Origin of the sequence: Cellulosimicrobium sp. NPDC057862 (assembly GCF_042797035.1) — a bacterium.
In the GTDB taxonomy this organism is placed as follows: Bacteria; Actinomycetota; Actinomycetes; order Actinomycetales; family Cellulomonadaceae; genus Cellulosimicrobium.
Genome location: NZ_JBHVMH010000007.1, coordinates 76,576 through 93,906 on the forward strand (window position 1 = coordinate 76,576; position 17,331 = coordinate 93,906).

The 17,331-nt window shown below is 74.3% G+C and carries 16 protein-coding genes; 3 read left to right on the forward strand and 13 right to left on the reverse strand.

Annotated features, from left to right (window positions below; translation table 11 throughout):
* Positions 1-143: 143 nt before the first annotated feature.
* Positions 144-1,097, reverse strand: coding sequence for a helix-turn-helix domain-containing protein (locus ACFVN3_RS11030; protein WP_378232868.1), 954 nt, complete (start codon positions 1,095-1,097; stop codon positions 144-146).
* Between the two features lie 90 nt (positions 1,098-1,187).
* Here ACFVN3_RS11030 and ACFVN3_RS11035 point away from each other — a divergent pair, with 90 nt between their 5' ends.
* Positions 1,188-1,592, forward strand: coding sequence for a hypothetical protein (locus ACFVN3_RS11035; RefSeq protein ID WP_378232869.1), 405 nt, complete (start codon positions 1,188-1,190; stop codon positions 1,590-1,592).
* An 80-nt stretch (positions 1,593-1,672) separates the two neighbouring features.
* Here ACFVN3_RS11035 and mqo read toward each other — a convergent pair whose 3' ends face one another.
* The 4 genes from mqo to ACFVN3_RS11055 form a co-directional block, all read right to left on the reverse strand.
* Positions 1,673-3,193, reverse strand: coding sequence for a malate dehydrogenase (quinone) (mqo, locus tag ACFVN3_RS11040; protein ID WP_378232870.1), 1,521 nt, complete (start codon positions 3,191-3,193; stop codon positions 1,673-1,675).
* Positions 3,194-3,323: 130 nt separating this feature from the next.
* The gene (locus ACFVN3_RS11045) at positions 3,324-4,151 is read right to left on the reverse strand and encodes a maleylpyruvate isomerase family mycothiol-dependent enzyme (protein WP_378232871.1); all 828 of its coding nucleotides are present in this window, start codon (positions 4,149-4,151) and stop codon (positions 3,324-3,326) included.
* Positions 4,148-4,837, reverse strand: coding sequence for a pyridoxal 5'-phosphate synthase (locus ACFVN3_RS11050; protein ID WP_378232872.1), 690 nt, complete (start codon positions 4,835-4,837; stop codon positions 4,148-4,150). Before ACFVN3_RS11050 ends, ACFVN3_RS11045 begins: the two co-directional genes overlap by 4 nt.
* On the reverse strand, positions 4,834-5,409 hold the full coding sequence (locus tag ACFVN3_RS11055) for a TetR/AcrR family transcriptional regulator (protein ID WP_378232873.1): 576 nt from the start codon (positions 5,407-5,409) through the stop codon (positions 4,834-4,836). The genes ACFVN3_RS11050 and ACFVN3_RS11055 overlap by 4 nt, the downstream gene beginning before the upstream one ends.
* 94 nt (positions 5,410-5,503) lie before the next feature.
* Between ACFVN3_RS11055 and ACFVN3_RS11060 the strand changes: the two genes are divergently transcribed.
* Positions 5,504-6,943 carry an MFS transporter gene (locus ACFVN3_RS11060; protein WP_378232874.1) on the forward strand — a complete coding sequence of 480 codons (1,440 nt, stop codon included), beginning with the start codon at positions 5,504-5,506 and terminating at the stop codon, positions 6,941-6,943.
* Between the two features lie 14 nt (positions 6,944-6,957).
* Here the strand turns inward: ACFVN3_RS11060 and ACFVN3_RS11065 are convergent, their stop codons facing one another.
* On the reverse strand, positions 6,958-8,136 hold the full coding sequence (locus tag ACFVN3_RS11065) for a M24 family metallopeptidase (RefSeq protein WP_378232875.1): 1,179 nt from the start codon (positions 8,134-8,136) through the stop codon (positions 6,958-6,960).
* Between the two features lie 124 nt (positions 8,137-8,260).
* Here ACFVN3_RS11065 and ACFVN3_RS11070 point away from each other — a divergent pair, with 124 nt between their 5' ends.
* A complete protein-coding gene (locus ACFVN3_RS11070; RefSeq protein ID WP_378232876.1) occupies positions 8,261-8,641 on the forward strand; it encodes a cupin domain-containing protein in 381 nt (126 codons plus the stop codon).
* A gap of 83 nt (positions 8,642-8,724) precedes the next feature.
* Here the strand turns inward: ACFVN3_RS11070 and ACFVN3_RS11075 are convergent, their stop codons facing one another.
* The 7 genes from ACFVN3_RS11075 to ACFVN3_RS11105 all read right to left on the reverse strand — a co-directional run bounded on the left by ACFVN3_RS11075 (position 8,725) and on the right by ACFVN3_RS11105 (position 17,128).
* Positions 8,725-9,660, reverse strand: coding sequence for an NADP-dependent oxidoreductase (locus tag ACFVN3_RS11075; RefSeq protein WP_378232877.1), 936 nt, complete (start codon positions 9,658-9,660; stop codon positions 8,725-8,727).
* A gap of 128 nt (positions 9,661-9,788) precedes the next feature.
* Positions 9,789-10,196, reverse strand: a complete 408-nt coding sequence (locus ACFVN3_RS11080; protein ID WP_378232879.1) for a VOC family protein — start codon at positions 10,194-10,196, stop codon at positions 9,789-9,791.
* A gap of 128 nt (positions 10,197-10,324) precedes the next feature.
* Entirely contained in the window at positions 10,325-11,572 is a 1,248-nt protein-coding gene (locus ACFVN3_RS11085) for an amidohydrolase (protein WP_378232880.1), read from the reverse strand.
* Positions 11,569-12,822: a hypothetical protein gene (locus ACFVN3_RS11090; protein WP_378232881.1), complete on the reverse strand. Its 1,254-nt coding sequence runs from the start codon at positions 12,820-12,822 to the stop codon at positions 11,569-11,571. The genes ACFVN3_RS11085 and ACFVN3_RS11090 overlap by 4 nt, the downstream gene beginning before the upstream one ends.
* 120 nt (positions 12,823-12,942) lie before the next feature.
* Positions 12,943-13,698 (reverse strand): class I SAM-dependent methyltransferase, encoded by a 756-nt coding sequence (locus tag ACFVN3_RS11095; protein WP_378232882.1) that lies wholly within the window; start codon positions 13,696-13,698, stop codon positions 12,943-12,945.
* 165 nt (positions 13,699-13,863) lie between these two features.
* Positions 13,864-14,373: a nitroreductase/quinone reductase family protein gene (locus tag ACFVN3_RS11100; RefSeq protein WP_378232884.1), complete on the reverse strand. Its 510-nt coding sequence runs from the start codon at positions 14,371-14,373 to the stop codon at positions 13,864-13,866.
* A 94-nt stretch (positions 14,374-14,467) separates the two neighbouring features.
* Positions 14,468-17,128, reverse strand: a complete 2,661-nt coding sequence (locus ACFVN3_RS11105; RefSeq protein WP_378232885.1) for an ATP-dependent DNA ligase — start codon at positions 17,126-17,128, stop codon at positions 14,468-14,470.
* Positions 17,129-17,331 lie beyond the last annotated feature (203 nt).

Consider the following 17,331-nt stretch of genomic DNA (forward strand, 5'->3'; position numbering starts at 1 on the left):
AGGGTGTCGGTGTCGACTTCCCAGCCGCGGAGGTGAGCGGGTGCTCGTGCTGCAGATGACCCTCACCCTACGGGACCGTAGGTTGCGGACGCGAGCCCGGCGCGTGAAGAACTCGCGCAGGAGCCTCGGGGGCCGCGTCGTCGTCAGGCGGCGAAGCGGAACGTCTGGCGGTACTCCGTCGGGGTGATGCCGACCGCACGCCGGAAGTGGTGGCGCAGGAGCGCCGCGGAGCCGAACCCGCACCGCCGCGCGACCTCCTCGAGGTCCAGCGTCGACTCCTCGAGCAGGGACTGCGCGTGCCCCACGCGTTGCGACGTCAGCCACGCGAGCGGCGTCGTGCCCGTCTGGGCGACGAACGAGCGCGCGAACGTGCGCTCCGACGTGTGGGCCCGGCGTGCCAGGTCCCGCACCGTGAGCGGCTCGTCGAGGTGCTCGGTCATCCACTCCAGCAGCTCGGCGAACGAGTCCTCCTCGCACTCCGGGACCGGGCGCTCGATGAACTGGCGCTGCCCGCCGTCACGCTGGGGCGGCACGACCATGCGCCGCGCGATCGTGTTCGCGACCTTGGCCCCGAGCTCGCGTCGCACGAGGTGCAGGCACGCGTCGATCCCCGCGGCGGTCCCGGCGCTCGTGACAAGGTTGCCGTCGTCGACGAACAGCACGTCCGGGTCGATGTCCAGGCTCGGGTACTGGCGGCGCAGCTCGTCGGCGTGCATCCAGTGGGTCGTGACGCGCCGCCCTTCGATCACGCCGGCCGCGGCGAGGAGGAAGACCCCTGAGCACACGCTCAGCAGCAGCGCGCCGCGCTCGGACGCGCGCCGGACGGCGTCCAGCACCTCGGGCGGGTAGTGCGAGCCGATGCGGATCGCCGGGACGATGAGGAGGTCGACGTCGTCCGTGGCGTCGAGACCGTGCTCCGGGACCACCTGCGCGCCGACCGACGTGCGCACGGGGCGCCCGGCGACCGGTCCGCACACGCGGAAGTCGAACGACGGGACGCCGTCCTCGCTGCGGTCGAGGCCGAACACCTCGCACACGACGCCGAACTCGAACGGGGCCAGGCCGTCGCACACGACGGCCGCGACGGAACGCACCATGCACGGCACGCTACGCCCGTGGCGGGATCTTGTCGAGAGGTGTCGCTCCTGCCACTCGTCGCCGCGCACGTGCGGCGACAGGGTAGAGGCATGGACATCTTCTGGGGTGTGATGGTTCTTCTCCTCGTCGTCGGCCCGACCGTCGCGGCGCTCGTGGTGCGGCGAGAGGACCCTGTGCGACCGTGGTTCCCCGCGGGGTCGGACGGCGCGTGGCCCGGCGCCGGCGCATGGGGCGACCGGTCGGTCCACGGCGAGCGCTGGGACCGCGACGCGCAGCGCCTCGACGCCGACCTGCGGGCCGCGTCCGCTCGCTCGGACGTGCAGGGCGAGCACGTCGACCCGCACGAGGTCGCGGCCGAGCTCGTGCTGCGGCGCGTCGTCCCGAACCCTGCCGTGCGGGACGGCGTCCGCGGTGCTTCTCCGGTTCCGACCGCGACGGAGCCGTCGAAGCCGTCGTCGTCGAGGGCGTCCCGGCGCGTCCCGCTCCCACGCTGACCGTCCCCGCGCGGAGACGGACGACGGCCCGGACCTCGTGGAGGTCCGGGCCGTCGTGGGGGAGGGGCGTCAGATCGTGGTCAGGCGCGCGAGCCGACGGCGTCGACGTCCGCGCCGCCCGTGAGCTGGTCGAGGCCCTCGAGCTCCTCGGCCTCCCAGGGGGCCTGGCCGAGGCTCGGGATCATCGTCGCGAGCTCGGGGCGCCACTTGGTGAAGCGGGCGGGGAAGCACTGCTCGAGCAGGTCGATCATCGCGGGGACGGCGGTCGACGCGCCCGGGGAGGCGCCGAGCAGGCCCGCGATGGAGCCGTCGGCGGCGGCGATGACCTCGGTGCCGAACTCGAGGACGCCCTTGCCGTCCTTGTCCTTCTTGATCACCTGGACGCGCTGGCCCGCGGTGATGGTCTCCCAGTCCTTGGGGTGCGCCGTCGGCATGAAGCCCTGGAGCGCCGTGAACTTGGTCTCCGGGCTCGCGAGGAGCTGGCCGACCAGGTACTGGGTGAGGTCGAGGTTCTTCAGGCCCGCGCCGACCATCGAGCCGAGGTTGTGCAGGCGCAGCGACGTGAACAGCCCGAGGTACTTCCCCTTCTTGAGGTACTTGGGGCTGAACCCGGCGTACGGGCCGAACATCAGGTACGTCTTGCCCTCGACGACACGCGTGTCCAGGTGCGGGACGGACATGGGCGGCGAGCCGACGTCGGCCTTGCCGTACACCTTGGCCTGGTGCTGCGCGACGAGCTCGGGGCTGTCGGTGCGCAGGAACTCGCCGCTGATGGGGAAGCCGCCGTAGCCCTTGGCCTCGGGGATGCCCGCGGCCTGGAGCAGCGGCAGGGCGCCACCGCCGGCGCCGACGAACACGAACCGGGCCTCGACGGTCGAGCGGCGCTTCGGGGCGTTCCACGAGCGGTCCTTGACCGTCAGGCGCCAGCGGCCGTCCTTCGTCTTCTTGAGGTTCTTCACCTCGTGCTCGAGGAAGAGCTGCGTGCCCTGGGAGACGAGGTAGTCGACGAGCTGCTGCGTGAGCGCGCCGAAGTCGACGTCCGTGCCGCTCGTCGCGCGCGTCGCCGCGACCGGCTCGTCACCGTCGCGCTCCGCGACGAGGAGCGGTGCCCACTCGGCGATCACGGCGGGGTCGTCGCTGAACTCGAGCTCGCTGAACAGCGGGTGCTGGCGCAGCGTCTCGAACCGGCGGCGCAGGTAGTCGACGTTCTCCGCGCCGCGCACGAACGTCATGTGCGGCGTGCGGGAGATGAAGCTCGCGGGCTGCGGGAGGGCGCCCGTCGTGAGCAGGTGGTGCCAGAACTCGCGCGACACCTCGAACTGCTCGTTGATCTTCACCGCCTTGGCGATGTCGATCGAGCCGTCCGCCTTCTGGGGCGTGTAGTTGAGCTCGCACAGGGCGGCATGACCCGTCCCGGCGTTGTTCCACGGGTTCGACGACTCCTGCGCCACGGCGTCCAGACGCTCGTAGATGCGCACGGTCCAGGAGGGCTCCAGGACCTTGAGGAGAGCTCCCAGCGTGGCACTCATGATGCCACCGCCGATGAGGGCTACGTCGATCTGGTCTGCGCTGCTTGCGGGGTTGCTCGCTCGACTCGACACGCTCCGATTCTACGCTTGTGAAAGAGTGCACTAACTGTGCGGTGCGTCACGGGCGTGCGTCACACTTTCCCGGGACGAACGTCCCGAGCGGCGCAGGCCGGACGTCTCGCCCCCTCGCGGCAGGAGCGTCCTACCTCGGCGGGGAGTAGGGCGAGGGCCAGGGACCGATCCCGGGGAGGGGCGTGCGTACGCCGTCGCGGAAGGCGTCGGGCTCCGCGTCGGGGCGGCGCCCCGCGAGCCAGGCGGCGACGTCGGTGAGGCGACCCCGGACGACGACGCCGTCTCGCGCGTCGAACCCGGGGTCGCTCCCCACGGGCGTCTCGGTGCGGGGAGAGACCCCGGGCTCGGCAGCGAGGCGGAGGCCGCCCGGGCCCACCCTGAGCGCGGTGGGCTCGCCGACGAGCTCGACCGCGACGTCGTCGGCGAGGCGGACCCCGAGGAAGTCGAGGAGATGGAGGCCGAGCGCGCGCGGCCAGGTGTCGAGGCCGAGCCCGGCGTCGAGGTCGACGGCATGGATCCGGACCTCGCGCCACCACGCGACGAGCGCGTCGACGACGGTCCCGTCGCGGTAGGTCACGGGCGCGTCCCACGCGGACGACCCCGGGCCCGGCCATGCGGCGTCGAGGCGCTCGCCCAGAGATTCGAGCGCGCCGACGTGCTCCGCGACCGAGCGGCGGGCGCCCGCCTGGATGCCGGCCTCCCGGCCGGCCGCTCCGCCGTCGTACACCTCGACGAGCTCGCCGTGGGCGGCGCGCTCCGCCTGGCGGGCCATCGCCTCGCCGATCGCGGTGACGTGCGCGAGCACGTGGCTGCGCGACCAGCCCGGGAGGGCCGACGGCCCGGCGAGTGCGGCGTCGTCGAGGGCACGCGTCGCGGCGGCGACGGCGTCGAGCGCGGCGCGCGCGTCGCGACGCACCTGCTCGACGTCCGGCGCGGCGGGTGCGGTGGGGTCGGTCACGGCCACAGGAGCTCCTTCGTCCAGGGGTGAGGCGTCGCGTCGCCCGCGTCGGGCGCCGCGGTGTAGCGCAGGCGGGTCTGGCCGTCGGGCGAGGACGCCCAGAACTCGACGCTCGTCGGCTCGAGCGCGTACGACGCCCAGGCGTCGAGCACGAGGCCGGGCTCGGCGCGGACCCGCGCGAGCGCCCCCTCCCACGCGGTCCGGTAGGCGTCCCGTGACGCGAGCCGGGCGCTCTGCGGCCCTGCGAGCGCGGTAGCCCGGGAGAAGTCGGAGCGGGCGAGGAAGTCGGCGGCGGACGCCTCGGGGCCGAGCGGGACGACCGGCCCGCGCACCCGGACCTGGCGGCCGTGCTCGCGCCAGAAGAACGTCAGCGCGGCGTTCGGGTTCTGCGCGAGCGCCACGCCCTTGGGCGAGTCGGCACGCGTCGCGAAGACCCAGCCGTCGCCGTCGACGTCCTTGAGGATCAGCGTCCGGGCGTCGACCCGGCCGCTCGCGTCGGCGGTCGAGAGGGTCGCGGCGTGCGGCGCGGGCAGGCCGGCGTCGATCGCTTCCTCGAGCCAGCCGACGAAGAGCGCGACCGGCTCGTCCGGTGCCTCGTCGACGTCGAGGCCGGGCAGGTCGGTCGCGAGCACGGGGAGCGCGCGCAGTCGCTCGCGCAGCGACGGGCGGTCGGGGGCGTCGGTCATGCGTCCTCCAGCAGGTCGGCGGGGCGAGGGTCGAGGAGCGCGACGAAACCCCGCGCGGCGGCGGTCATCGCGCCGGGGTCGTCGAGGGCGCGCGCGAGGACGTACCCGCCCTGCACGATCGCGACGGCGGCGTGCGCGCGGTCGCGGGCCGCGTCGTCGGGCAGCCCGTCCTCCGTGAGGACGGCGGCGGCCAGGTCGACGAGGCCGCGGAAGTAGGCGCGGACCTCCGCGGCGAGCTCGGCGTCGTCCATGACGGCCTGGTCGCTCACGAGGCGGCCGACCTTGCACCCGGCGAGCGCGGGGCGCGGACGCTCGAGGTAGCGGACCAGGCGCTCGACGGCGGACCCGCCTGCGTCGAGGTCGCGGTGTGCGGCGTCGAGGCCCGCCGTCGTCGTGGCGTGCACGGCGGCCGTGGCGAGGTCGTGCTTGGTGGGGAAGTGGTGGTAGAGGCTGCCCTGGCCGACGCCGCTCGCGGCGAGGACCTGGCGCGGGCTGGTCGCGCCGACGCCCTGGGCCCAGAACAGGTCCTGCGCGGCCGCGACGAGCCGCTCGCGAGCGTCGGTCGTCGTCATGCCGCGACCATACCTACCTCTAGGTATGGTGTCCAGTCGTCGCTCTGCGGACCACCTCGCGTCACACCTCGCCGCCCCGCTCGGTCGGGACGGCATGAGAGTGGAGTCGTACGGTGGGTCGGTGACGGTGCAGCAACGGGTGCTGGTGGTCGCGGTCCTCGCGTCGTTCGTGTCGTTCCTGGACGGCTCGGTGGTCAACGTCGCGCTGCCCGCGATCTCCGCGGAGCTGACGACCGGGCCGGTCACGGGCCTCGCGCTGCAGCAGTGGGTCGTCGACGCCTACATGATCACGCTCGGCGCCCTCATCCTCCTGGCGGGCTCGCTGTCCGACGTGCACGGTCGGCGTCGCATCATGGCGATCGGCCTCGTCGGCTTCGCGGTGACGTCGGTCGCGTGCGCGCTCGCCCCGGACGGGCTGTTCCTCGTCGTCGCGCGCGGGCTCCAGGGCGTCGCGGGCGCGCTGCTCGTGCCGAGCTCGCTCGCCATGATCATCTCGACGTTCGACGGCGAACGACAGTCCCGCGCCATCGGCTCCTGGACCGCGTGGACGAGCACCGCGTCGCTCGTGGGGCCGCTGCTCGGCGGGATCCTCATCGACACGATCTCGTGGCGCTGGGTCTTCTGGATCAACGTGCTGCCCGTCGCGGTGACGCTGTGGCTGCTGCGCGGGGTGCCCCGGTCGGCCGCGGAGGAACCGGGGGCCGCGGGTGGCCCAGACGGGCGACGGCGCATCGACGTCGCCGGGGCGACGCTCGCGGCCGTCGGGCTCGCGGGCACCGTGTTCGCGCTCATCGAGCAGGGGCGGTTCGGCTGGGCGAGCCCGGTCGTGTGGGGACCGTGCGTCGTCGGCGTCTCGTGCCTGGTCGTGTTCGTGTGGTGGGAGCGGCGCGCGCCCGACCCGATGCTCCCGCCGCGCCTCTTCCGCGTGCGCAACTTCGCGTGGGGCAACCTCGCGACCGCCGCCATCTACGGCGCGCTCTACTTCGGCGGGTTCGTCGTCACGCTGTTCCTCCAGCAGGTCGGCGGGTACAGCGCGACCGCCGCCGGGCTCGCGCAGCTCCCCGTGACGCTCGTGCTCCTCGCGCTGTCCACGCGGTTCGGGGCGCTCGCGGGCCGGTACGGCCCGCGCCTGTTCATGACGGTCGGGCCGATCATCGGGGGCGTGGGCTACCTGCTGCTCCTCACCACGACCGACGACGCCGTCTACGTCACCCAGGTCCTCCCGGGCCTCCTGCTCTTCGGCCTCGGCCTCGCGATGACCGTCGCGCCGCTGACGTCCGCGATCCTGGGCTCGATCCCCGCGGCCGACGCCGGCATCGGCTCGGCGGTGAACAACGCCGTCTCGCGCGTGGCGGGGCTCGTCGTCATCGCGTTCGCGGGCGTGATCGTCGGCGGTGTGCTCGACCTCGACGGCTTCCACCGCTCGCTCGTCGTCACCGCGGCGCTGCTGGTCCTGGGCGGCGTGCTGAGCTGGGTCGGCATCCGCAACGAGAAGGTGCGTGCGACCGCGGACGCCGTCTCAGGGGACCGCTGAACCACCCGCGCGGCCTACCGCACCGTCTGGAGGTCGTGGGTCGAGGTGTTGAGGCGACGTGCGCCGTCGGGCGCGTCGGGCGGGAACGCGACGACGATGTCCTCGATCCGCACGCCGAACCGGCCCGGCAGGTAGATGCCCGGCTCGACGGAGAAGCACATGCCGGGCTCGATCGGCCGGTCCTCGCCCTCGACCATGTACGGCGGCTCGTGGGTCGTCGTGCCGATGCCGTGCCCGGTGCGGTGCACGAAGTACTCGCCGTAGCCCGCGTCGGTGATGACGGCGCGCGCGGCGCGGTCGACGTCCTGGCACGTCGCGCCCGGGCGGACGGCGTCGACCCCGGCCTGCTGGGCGCGACGCACGACGTCGTAGACCTCGCGCTGCTGCGCGGCGAGCGCGTCGTCGGTGCCGCCCTCGACCAGGACCGTGCGCGTCGTGTCGGAGCCGTACCCGTCGCGCAGCCCGCCGAAGTCGAGCACGACCAGGTCGCCCGGCTCGATGACGCGGTCGCCCGCGTCGTGGTGCGGGTCGGCGCCGTTCGGCCCGGCGCACACGAGCGTGAAGTCGACCTGCTCGTGCCCGTGCTCGCGCAGGAACCGGTCGAGGTCGGCGGCGACGTCCCGCTCCCGCCGGCCCGCGAACGCGACCTCGCGGACCTGGGCGAAGGCCGCGTCGGCGGCGGCGCCCGCCGCGGCGAGGCGCTCGACCTCCTGCGTGTCCTTGACGGCGCGCAACGTCGGGACGGCGTCGGTGAACGCCGTGAACCGCACGTCCGGGAGCGCCCGCTGGAGCCCGAGCACGTGCAGCGCCCAGGTCGAGTCCGAGACGGCGTAGGTGCCGGTCCCGTCGAGGAGTCGCGCCGCGGCATCGTGCTCGTCGTCGCCGTCGCGCCAGGTCACGACGTCGAGCCCGTCCGCCCCGGGGGCCGAGACCAGGTCGCCCCGCTCGAGCAGCGGCACGACGACGGACGCACCGGCCCGTGCGCCGGGCTCGCCCGCAGGGATCGCGAGCAGCGTGAGGCGCTCGGTGTCCGGCGGCGCGTAGCCGGTGAAGTACGCGAGGTCGGGTCCGGGCGAGACGAGGAGTCCGGCCAGGCCGGCCTCGCGGGCGTGCGCGGCCGCGCGCTCGCGGCGGGCGGCGTAGACCTCGGGGCCGAACGCGGCCCCCGGACGTGCGGCGTCGGTGCTGCTCATGGTGCCAGCGTGGCACCGCTCGCCCGCGAGATCGACCCGAGCGCTCCGACGTCGACCCTCTGAAGGTCGATCTCGGACGTGTGGGTCGATCTCGCGCCGTGCAGGGGAGTGGCAGGGTGGGTGCATGAGCGACGCGCGCAACCTCTTCGCGGCCCTCGACGCGTTCGACGGGCACTGGAAGCCGCACCGGGTCACGAGCCTCAACGACGAGGACGTCAAGGTCGTCAAGGTGCTCGGTGAGTTCGTGTGGCACGCGCACCCCGACACCGACGAGCTGTTCCTCGTGCTCGCGGGCGAGCTGACGATCGACCTGCGCGAGGACGGCGTCGAGCGGGCGGTCGTGCTGGGGCCGCACGACCTGTTCGTCGTGCCGCGCGGCGTCGAGCACCGGCCACGTGCCGCCGTCGAGACGTCAGCGGTGCTCGTCGAGCGCCGGGGGACCGTCAACACGGGGGACGCGGGCGGCGACCTGACGTCACCGTTGCGCGAGCTGCCGAGCGACTGACGGCTCGGACGAGATCGACCCGAGCGTCCGAGATCGACCCTCGGTGGGTCGATCTGGGGACGCTCGGGTCGATCTCGCGGGGCTCAGACCCGGACGACGACCTTCCCTCGCACGTGGCCCGACTGGCTCGCGCGGTGCGCGTCGGCGGCGTCGGCGAGGTCGAACACCTCCGCGACCTCCGCGCGCAGCAGGCCCTCGTCGCCGAGACGCGCGAGCTCTGCGAGGTCCGCCGCATCGGGGCGCACCCACACGTAGTGCCCGCCGAGCTCGTCGCGTGCGCGGGCGTCCGTGATCGAGGCGACCGTGCCGCCGTCGCGCAGCACCTGGGGCACCGAGTCGAGCGCGTCGCCGCCCACGTAGTCGAGGACGACGTCGACGCCCTCCGGCGCGAGCGCCCGGACCCGGTCCGCGAGCCCGTCGCCGTACGTCACCGGGTCGGCGCCGAGCGAGCGGAGGAAGTCGTGGTTGCGCTCCGACGCCGTGCCGATCACGCGCGCTCCGAGCGCCCGCGCGATCTGGACGGCGAACGACCCGACGCCGCCGGCCGCGGCGTGCACGAGGACCGTCTGTCCCTCGGCGACCCCGGCACGCCGGATCGTCTGGTACGCCGTCAGACCCGCGAGCGGGACCGCGGCCGCCTCCTCGAACGACCAGGCGGCGGGCTTGCGCGCGAGCGTGCGGACCGGCGCCGCGACGAGCTCCGAGAACGTCCCGCCCGACACCTCGCCGCCGACGACGTCCTTGCGCACGTACCCGTACACCTCGTCGCCGACCTGGAGCTCGGGGGTGTCCAGGCCGACCCGCTCGACGACGCCCGCGACGTCCCAGCCGGGGACGACGGGGAAGACCGCGTCCATGATCTGGTCGAGGTAGCCCTCGCGGACCTTCCAGTCCACCGGGTTGACGCTCGCGGCGCGCACGCGCACGAGCACGGAGTCGGGCCCGACCTTGGGGGTCGGGAGGTCGGTCGTCTCGAGGACGTCGGGGCCGCCGTAGCGGGAGTAGGTGATGGCTCGCATGATGGCGGCAACGGCACGCGCGCCCGCTCGATTCCCGCGGCCGACCGCCACGAGGTAGAGCCCCCGGTCTCGAGGGAGGACGCGCGGGGTTCTCCCTCGAGACCGGAGGCTCTACCTCGTGGGGTCCGTCAGCCCTCGAACGCCGTGGGGTCCATGAAGAGGACCTCCCACTGGTGGCCGTCGAGGTCGGCGAAGCTGCGGGAGTACATGAAGCCGCCCTCCTCCTGCGGGTCCTTGACCGGGGACGCGCCGGCAGCGAACGCCGCGTCGGCGAGGCGGTCGACCTCCTCGCGCGTGCCGACACTGAGCGCGTTGACGACCTCCGTCGTCGCGGTGGCGTCGGCGATCGCCTTGTTCGTGAACTGCTTCGCGAACTCCTCGGTGAGGAGCATGACGTAGATCGTGTCGCTGATGACGATCGAGGACGCGTTCTCGTCCGTGAACTGCTCGTTCACGGTGTAGCCGAGCGCCGTGTAGAACGCCTTGGAGGCGTCGAGGTCCTTGACGGGCAGGTTGACGAAGATCTGCGTGCTCATGAGTGCCTCCGGCGTCGTGGGCGGTTCGCCCGGTACGTGGTGTCGTCGGGGTAGACGACCGGTGCCTCATGAACTCATCGCCCGGCCGCGCGCGAGTCGCGGCCGGGCGACGGAGCGTCGCGGGTGCCTCAGACGAGCACGTCGCCGTCGCGCGCGACGACCCGGCCGCCGGCGACGACGAGCGCGCGGCGCGGGGCGCGCACGACGGCGTCGGGCACGTTCTCGGCGTCGACGAGCACGACGTCCGCGGGTGCCCCGACGACGAGGTCGTGCACGTCGCGGCCGACGAAGCGCGCGGCGTCCGACGACGCGATGCGTGCCGCGGTCACGAGCTCCTCGTCGTACCGGAAGCGGGACAGGCGGGCGAGCTGCGTCGTGAGGGCCAGGAGGTCCCCGGTCCCGTACGGCGACCACAGGTCGCGGATCCCGTCCGTGCCGAGCCCGACGGCGACGCCCGCCGCGCGCAGCGCGTGCACCGGCAGGGGAGCGGCGCCGATCGGCGCGACGGTCGTCATGGTGATGCCCGCCTCGCCCATCGCGGCCACGAGGTCCGCCTGGCGCGACGCCGGGACGTCGCCGACCGCGAAGCCGTGCGCGACGTTGACCTTGCCCTGGAGCCCCGCGCGCAGCGTACGGTCGATCATGAGCTCGACCTGGAACGCGCCGAGGTCGCCGCCGTCGTGCAGGTGCACGTCGATCCCGACGCCGCGGCGCTCGGCGATCGCGAAGAGCCCGTCGAGCTGGCCGACCGGGTCGCGGTCGATCGACGCGGGGTCGAGCCCACCGATGTGCTCGGCCCCCGCGGCGGCGGCCGCGTCGAGCAGCTCCAGCACCCCGGGACGGCGCAGCACGCCGTCCTGCGGGAACGCGACGATCTCGGCGTGCACGGCGCCGCCCAGCGCGGCGAGCGCCTCGCGCACGACCTCGATGCCGCGCAGGCCCAGGCCGAGGTCGACGTCCACGTGGGTGCGGATCGCCGTCGTGCCGTGGCGGACGAACTCGCGCAGCACGGCGAGGGTGACGTCGACGCCGGGGATGCCGAGCTCGTCGCGGTGCGCGCGCTCGTGCGCGATGCGGCCCTGCGTCGTCGCCTCGCCGCCGTAGCTGACCCACGGCTTGCCCCACCAGCTCTTGTCGACGTGCGCGTGGGCGTTGACGAGGCCGGGCAGCGCGAGCAGGCCGCGTCCGTCGACGACGCCGTTCGTGTCACCTGTCGGCGAGCCGGACGGCGTGCCCGACGGCGCCGCGTCGGCGGGGTCGTGCGGCGTCACCGCGGCGATGCGCCCGTCGGCGACGTGCAGGTCGACCCGTTCGCCGCCCCACGGGCGGACGTCGCGCAGGACGGTGACGGTCTCGGGGGTGCTCGGGCTGGTCATGCGGTGGGTCCTTCCGGGAGCGGGACGACGACCTGGGGCCGTCCGGGGATCTGGATCTCGTACGTGGCGAGGGTGCCGAGGTCGACGACGGTCGCGCCGTCCCACGCCTCGGCCTGGGTGTAGCCGCCGGCGAGCACGGCGCTGAGGGCCCCGGTCACGGGGTCGGTCCACGTGGTGACGGTCTCGTGCCGGCGCGTGAGCGGCGCGACCTGCTCGGCCCCGGTCGCGGGGTCGAGCACCGTCACGTTGGGGCCGCCCGCGGCGTTCCCGAACGGGCCGTTGCCCACGACGACCACGCGGCCGTCGGGCGCACGGGCGACGCCGTGCTGGTGGCTGTCGGCCGCGGACGGCACGCTCGACGTCGTGCCGGTGGCCGGGTCCAGACGGACCAGGACGCGGCCCTGGTAGGGGAGGAGGAGCGCGCCGTCGTCGTCGAGCACGGCGTAGTGGGGCTTCTCGAACGAGGCGAGCCCGCCCTCGGTGCCGAAGGGGGCGACCTCGATGCGCCGCGCCTCGAACGTCGTGGTGTCGACGACGTGCACGGAGAACTCGTCGTGGTCGACGGTGTAGACCTCGCTGCCGTCGGCCGCGACGAGCACGTCGAACGGCCGCAGGCCCACGGGCGTGCTCGCGAGCACCTCGCGCGACGCGACGTCGATCGTCTCGAGCGTCGACGAGTCGCCGCGGTGGACGGCCACGTAGACCCGAGCGCCGTCGGGCGAGACGGCGATGCCCATGCCGCCGCGGCGGTACTCGCCGAACCCGGCCCGGTCGGGTGCGTCTCGGTAGGGGATCAGGTCGACGCGCTCGCGCGTCGCGAGGTCGACCACGGCGACCCCCTGCGCCGTCGAGACGTACGCGCGCCTCGTCGGGGCGTGCACGGCGATCCCCCACGGAGCGGCGCCGACCTCGACCCGATCGACGACGGCGCTCCCGTCACGGATCGTCGGGTCGACGACCGCGAGCCCGTCGGACTCCGCCTCGGTCGCGAGCAGGTAGCGCGGGGGCGCCTCCACCGGCTCCTCGGGGGCCGCGGGCACGGTGGTCGGGGCCGGTTCGGGATCCGTGGCTGAAGGCGGCGCGACGTCCGGAGCCGGAGCGGACGGGGCAGCGTCGCCCGCGGCGCCGGGTGAGCAGGCGGCGAGCAACGCGACCACAGCAGCCGTCGCCCATGCCGCGACGACGTGCCGGGTGCGGCGCGTGCGGCGCCTCAGGGGCGCCGCGCCACCGGGAGAGGAGAGGGGAGCCATCCGAAAATGGTATACCAACGACCCTGATCATCCTCTCGACGGCGTCCCACGACCAGCCGCAGCGCACGGTCGGTTCGTGCCAGCGACGTCGATCTCTCGGGGCGCGGAGCGCTGGGTGCGCTACGCGGGACCGGCCCCGGGGACCGGTGCGCAGACGATCAACCAGGACGTGTAGTGCTCGACCACGCGCCCCCCGAGGTCCGCCACGGCGGCCGCGACCTCGTCGACCTCGCCCCGCGTCCAGTCGCTGAACGTGCTGAAGAGTCGGTGCACCTGCTCTGCGTCCAGCGTGACGCTCCAGCGGTACTCGCCGACGTCCTCGACGCTGAACAGCCCAGAGGCGGTCAGCAGCGCTGTGGTCGCGCCGAGGTCCTCCGGGTCCCCGGCGCGAGGCGGTCGGCTCCGCCGCGCGACGATCTGCGCGACCCGGTCACGGAACGCGGTGGGCTCCGCCGTGGGATCGCCGAAGACGTGCCGCCAGACGAGGAACCGCCCCTCTGGCACCAGAGCCCGGTGGAGCCGGGGCAGGAGTACGTCGAGGTCCATCCAGTGGATCGAGGTCGCCGCGACCGCCAGGTCGAACGCGGCTCGGCCGAGCTCGGCCTCCTCGGCGCGGCCGACGAGCACCTCAGCCGTCGGGTGCCGGGCCGCGAGCACGGCGGCCAGCCGCGTGCCCGGTTCGACGGCGACCACGTCGACTCCCTGCGCGAGCAGCGGCCCGGTCGCTTCACCGGTGCCCGCGCCGAGGTCGACCGCTCGTCGGCCCGGTGCGGCCAATCCTGTCCGACGCACCCGATCCCAGAGCTCGGCCGGATACGGCGGACGCGCGGACCCGTACGAGTCTGCGAGCGTGTCGAAGTGCATCGGGCCTGCCATGGCTCGACCATAGGCAAGGATGCCCCACCTGCACGCCGGCGCGACGCGCCCGGGTTCGTGGACCGTTCAGCGGCGGGTCCGTGCCATCGGCGGTGCGTGTCGACACTCTCGGAAGGGCCGAGAAGCCATCGAGGACGAGGGGTGCGTCGGTCGTGCGCCCCCGAGCTACGCGCCGTCGTCAGCCGACGCCTCGGCGGCCCGCGGCTCCAGCACGACGACCGCCGTCTCGGTCGGGCGGCGCGCGGCGAACCCGTCCAGCGCGTGGTCGAACGTGCGCCACCGCTCCCAGAGCCGGGCGCGCTCCGCGCCTTCGGCCGCGCGACCATGGACGGCCCGCGTCTCGCCGTGCAGCTCGACGGTCGTGTCGGGGTGCGCCTGGAGGTTGAGCCACCACGCCGGCTCGGGCGCGGCCCAGCCGTTCATCGCGAGCGTGACGAGGTTCGGGCCGTCCTCGAAGTACCCGACGATCACGTCGTGCTCGCGGCCGGTGCGCCGCCCGACCGTGCGGAGCAGGAGCGTGCCCCACTTCTCGGGCTGCGGGCGCCACAGCCCGCGACGGTGGCCGGTGACCCGGTAGTAGGCGCGGTGCACGACCCAGGCCGTGCGGACGAACCAGCGCGGCGGGAGCCGGGCCGGGCGCTCGGGGGCGGGAGGTGCGGAGGACGTGTCGGTCATGGTCGCCGTCCTGCGTCGGAGGGGAGCCGAGGAACCTCGACGCAGCAACGGTCCCGCGGGTCGAGGCGCGCGTCAACGGTCCGTCGACGGTCCGTCACCGGTCGAGCGTCGCGGGCTCCTCGCGAACGACGTCGGCCGGCAGCTTGTCGCGGCGCCACCCCTTCCACACGGGGTGCCGCAGCTTGCCGAACGGGATGTCGTCCGCCTCGCCCTCGCCCGGCCCCGTCCACTCGGCGTAGACCACCTCGGCGACCCGGCGCGGCGACACCCAGCGCGCGTCGCGCGCGTCCTCGCGGGGGACGCCCGCCGCGGGCGCCGTGGTGCGCTCGATCCGGCCGAGCTCGGCGACGAGGTCGCGTCGTTCCGCGTCCGTGAAACCCGACCCGACGCGCCCCACGTAGACCAACCGGTCGCCGTCGGGCACCGCGAGCAGGAGCGAGCCCATCAGGTGCGTCCGGTCGCCGTGCCCCGGCCGCCACCCCACGACGACGACCTCCTGCGTCTGCGCGTGCTTCAGCTTGAGCCACAGCGCCGAGCGGCGGCCCGACGAGTAGGTGCCGTCGCGCCGCTTGGCGACGACGCCCTCCAGCCCGAGCCGCTTCGACGTCTCCATCGCCGCGTCGAGGTCGCCGTCGAACGCGGGCGGCACGTGGACCGGGGCGCGCGCGTCGCCCAGCACGTCCTCGAGCACCTCGCGCCGCTCGTCGTACGGGCGCTTGGCGAGCGACCGGCCCGCGGTCTCCAGGACGTCGAACACCATGAGGTCGACGGTGACCTTGCGCCGGGCCGCCGCGACGTCCCCCGGCTTGGCGATGTTCGCCCGCTGCTGGAGGCGCCGGAAGCTCGGCCGCCCCCGTGCGTCGAGCGCGACGATCTCGCCGTCCAGCACGACCGGCAGCGCCTCGGCCGGGACCTGCTCGGCGAGCGCCTGGAGCTCTGGGTACGTCACCGACATGTCCTTGCCCGAGCGGCTCACGAGCCGCACCCGCCCCTCGGACACGTGCGCGAGCGCCCGGAACCCGTCCCATTTCATCTCGAACGCCCATGCGTCGCCGTCGTGCAGGTCGCCCGCCGACGCGGGCGACGCGAGCATGGGTCGCCAGTCCGTCCGCGCTGGGGCCGGCTCGGCGTGATCGTGGTCGGGCTGGGTGGCGGGTGGGGCGCTCGCGCCGGGTCCACCGTCCGCGCCTCGTTCCTCGGCGCTCCCGCCAGACCCGCCACGACCCGGCGCGAGCGCCCCACCCGGCTTCTTCGTCTCACCACGCGGGGCCATGAGGTGGATGAGCCAGTTGGCTGTCTCGCGGCCGTCGCGGCCGTCGCGGCCGTCGCGGCCGCCCGTGTGGATGAGCGCGAGGCGGCGCGTGCCGTGCTGCTCGCCGTGGAGGGTCACGATGACCTCCTTGCCGTCGCGCCACTTCTCCAGCTCGTAGGTGCCGGCGTCCCAGATGGTCACCTCGCCCGCGCCGTACTCACCCTTCGGGATCGTGCCCTCGAACGCCCCGTACGCGAGCGGGTGGTCCTCCGTCTGGACGGCGAGGTGGTTCTTCTTCGGGTCGGTCGGCTCGCCGCGGGGCAGCGCCCAGCTCACGAGGACGCCGTCGTGCTCGAGGCGGAAGTCCCAGTGCAGGCGTCGGGCGTGGTGCTCCTGGATGACGAAGCTGTCGCCCTCGCTCGTGGGCGGCGCCTCGTCGGGGACGGGCTCGGGCGTGCGCTGCGCGTCGCGCATGGAGCGGTACCGGTGCAGGCGGTCGGGCCGCTCGTCGTCGCCCGCCCCGGGATCGTCCGCGCCGTCGCTGCCCGACGTCGCAGCGCCCTTGCGCTCGAACGTCGCCATGCGCTCGGGCGTGGGCTCGAGCGCGGAGAGGTGGCCCAGCGTGAGCGCGGCCAGCGGGTCGCCGATCGTCCGCACGCGCTCGACGACCTCGTCGGCGTCGAGGTGGCGCAGGTCCGGGTCGTCGAGCTCCTCCCACGTGCGGGGCGCGGCGACGGTCGGGTGCTCGCGCCCGCGCAGCGAGTACGGCGCGATCGTCGTCTTGTTGCCGTTGTTCTGGCTCCAGTCGACGAGCACCTTGCCGCCGCGCAGCGACTTCTTCATGTCGCTCACGACGAGGTCGGGGTGCTCGGCCTCGAGGTAGCGCGCGAGCTCGTGCGCGACGTCGGACACGGCCGCGGCGTCCTGCTTGCCGTCGAGCGCGGCGTACAGGTGGATCCCCTTGGACCCGCTCGTCACGGGCAGGGGGTCGAGCCCCATGCCCTGGAGGATCGTCCGGGCCAGGCGTGCGACCTCGGCGCACTCGGGCAGCCCGGCCCCGGGCCCCGGGTCCAGGTCGAGGACGAGCCGGTCGGGGTCGAGGTGGACGCCGGTGCGGCCGAACTGCCACTGCGGCACGTGCAGCTCGAGCGACGCGGTCTGGCCGAGCCACGTGAGCGTCGCCAGGTCGTCCACGAGCACGTAGTCGTTCGCGCTGCTCTTGTGCTGGATGCGGCGCGTGCGGACCCACGACGGCACGCCCTGCCCCGCGTTCTTCTGGAAGAACACCTGACCCTCGACGCCGTCGGGCCAGCGCTTGCGCGTCGCGGGCCGGTGGGCGCAGTGGGGGAGCATGACGTCGGCGACGGCCGCCAGGTAGGCGAGGACGTCCGCCTTGGTCGTCCCGGTGGCGGGGTAGAGGACCTTGTCGAGGTTCGTGAGCCGCAGGCGGTGGCCACCGACGCTCACCGTCTCGCCCGCGCTCCGGCTCGATGAGGTGGCCATGGGCCCATCGTGGCGCGCACGGGGCGCCGCCGCCCGCGGGACGGGACCGGACGAGGGACCAACGGCCCTGTCCGCGGGCCGTCGTGGGAACTTCCCGGCGCCCCCGACCGTGCACACTGGAGGAGGCGGCCCGACCGACCCGGGAAGGCCGCCGTGACGAGGCAGGACCGAGAGGAACACCGTGACGCACCTGACGACCGACG

Excerpts from the sequence above, each read along its gene's own strand:
- ACFVN3_RS11030 (WP_378232868.1), bottom strand. The coding sequence starts at position 1,097 with ATGGTGCGTTCCGTCGCGGCCGTCGTGTGCGACGGCCTGGCCCCGTTC.
- ACFVN3_RS11035 (WP_378232869.1), top strand. The coding sequence starts at position 1,188 with ATGGACATCTTCTGGGGTGTGATGGTTCTTCTCCTCGTCGTCGGCCCG.
- ACFVN3_RS11050 (WP_378232872.1), bottom strand. The coding sequence starts at position 4,837 with ATGACCGACGCCCCCGACCGCCCGTCGCTGCGCGAGCGACTGCGCGCG.
- ACFVN3_RS11055 (WP_378232873.1), bottom strand. The coding sequence starts at position 5,409 with ATGACGACGACCGACGCTCGCGAGCGGCTCGTCGCGGCCGCGCAGGAC.
- ACFVN3_RS11060 (WP_378232874.1), top strand. The coding sequence starts at position 5,504 with ATGAGAGTGGAGTCGTACGGTGGGTCGGTGACGGTGCAGCAACGGGTG.
- ACFVN3_RS11065 (WP_378232875.1), bottom strand. The coding sequence starts at position 8,136 with ATGAGCAGCACCGACGCCGCACGTCCGGGGGCCGCGTTCGGCCCCGAG.
- ACFVN3_RS11070 (WP_378232876.1), top strand. The coding sequence starts at position 8,261 with ATGAGCGACGCGCGCAACCTCTTCGCGGCCCTCGACGCGTTCGACGGG.
- ACFVN3_RS11075 (WP_378232877.1), bottom strand. The coding sequence starts at position 9,660 with ATGCGAGCCATCACCTACTCCCGCTACGGCGGCCCCGACGTCCTCGAG.
- ACFVN3_RS11080 (WP_378232879.1), bottom strand. The coding sequence starts at position 10,196 with ATGAGCACGCAGATCTTCGTCAACCTGCCCGTCAAGGACCTCGACGCC.
- ACFVN3_RS11085 (WP_378232880.1), bottom strand. The coding sequence starts at position 11,572 with ATGACCAGCCCGAGCACCCCCGAGACCGTCACCGTCCTGCGCGACGTC.
- ACFVN3_RS11090 (WP_378232881.1), bottom strand. The coding sequence starts at position 12,822 with ATGGCTCCCCTCTCCTCTCCCGGTGGCGCGGCGCCCCTGAGGCGCCGC.
- ACFVN3_RS11095 (WP_378232882.1), bottom strand. The coding sequence starts at position 13,698 with ATGGCAGGCCCGATGCACTTCGACACGCTCGCAGACTCGTACGGGTCC.
- ACFVN3_RS11100 (WP_378232884.1), bottom strand. The coding sequence starts at position 14,373 with ATGACCGACACGTCCTCCGCACCTCCCGCCCCCGAGCGCCCGGCCCGG.
- ACFVN3_RS11105 (WP_378232885.1), bottom strand. The coding sequence starts at position 17,128 with ATGGCCACCTCATCGAGCCGGAGCGCGGGCGAGACGGTGAGCGTCGGT.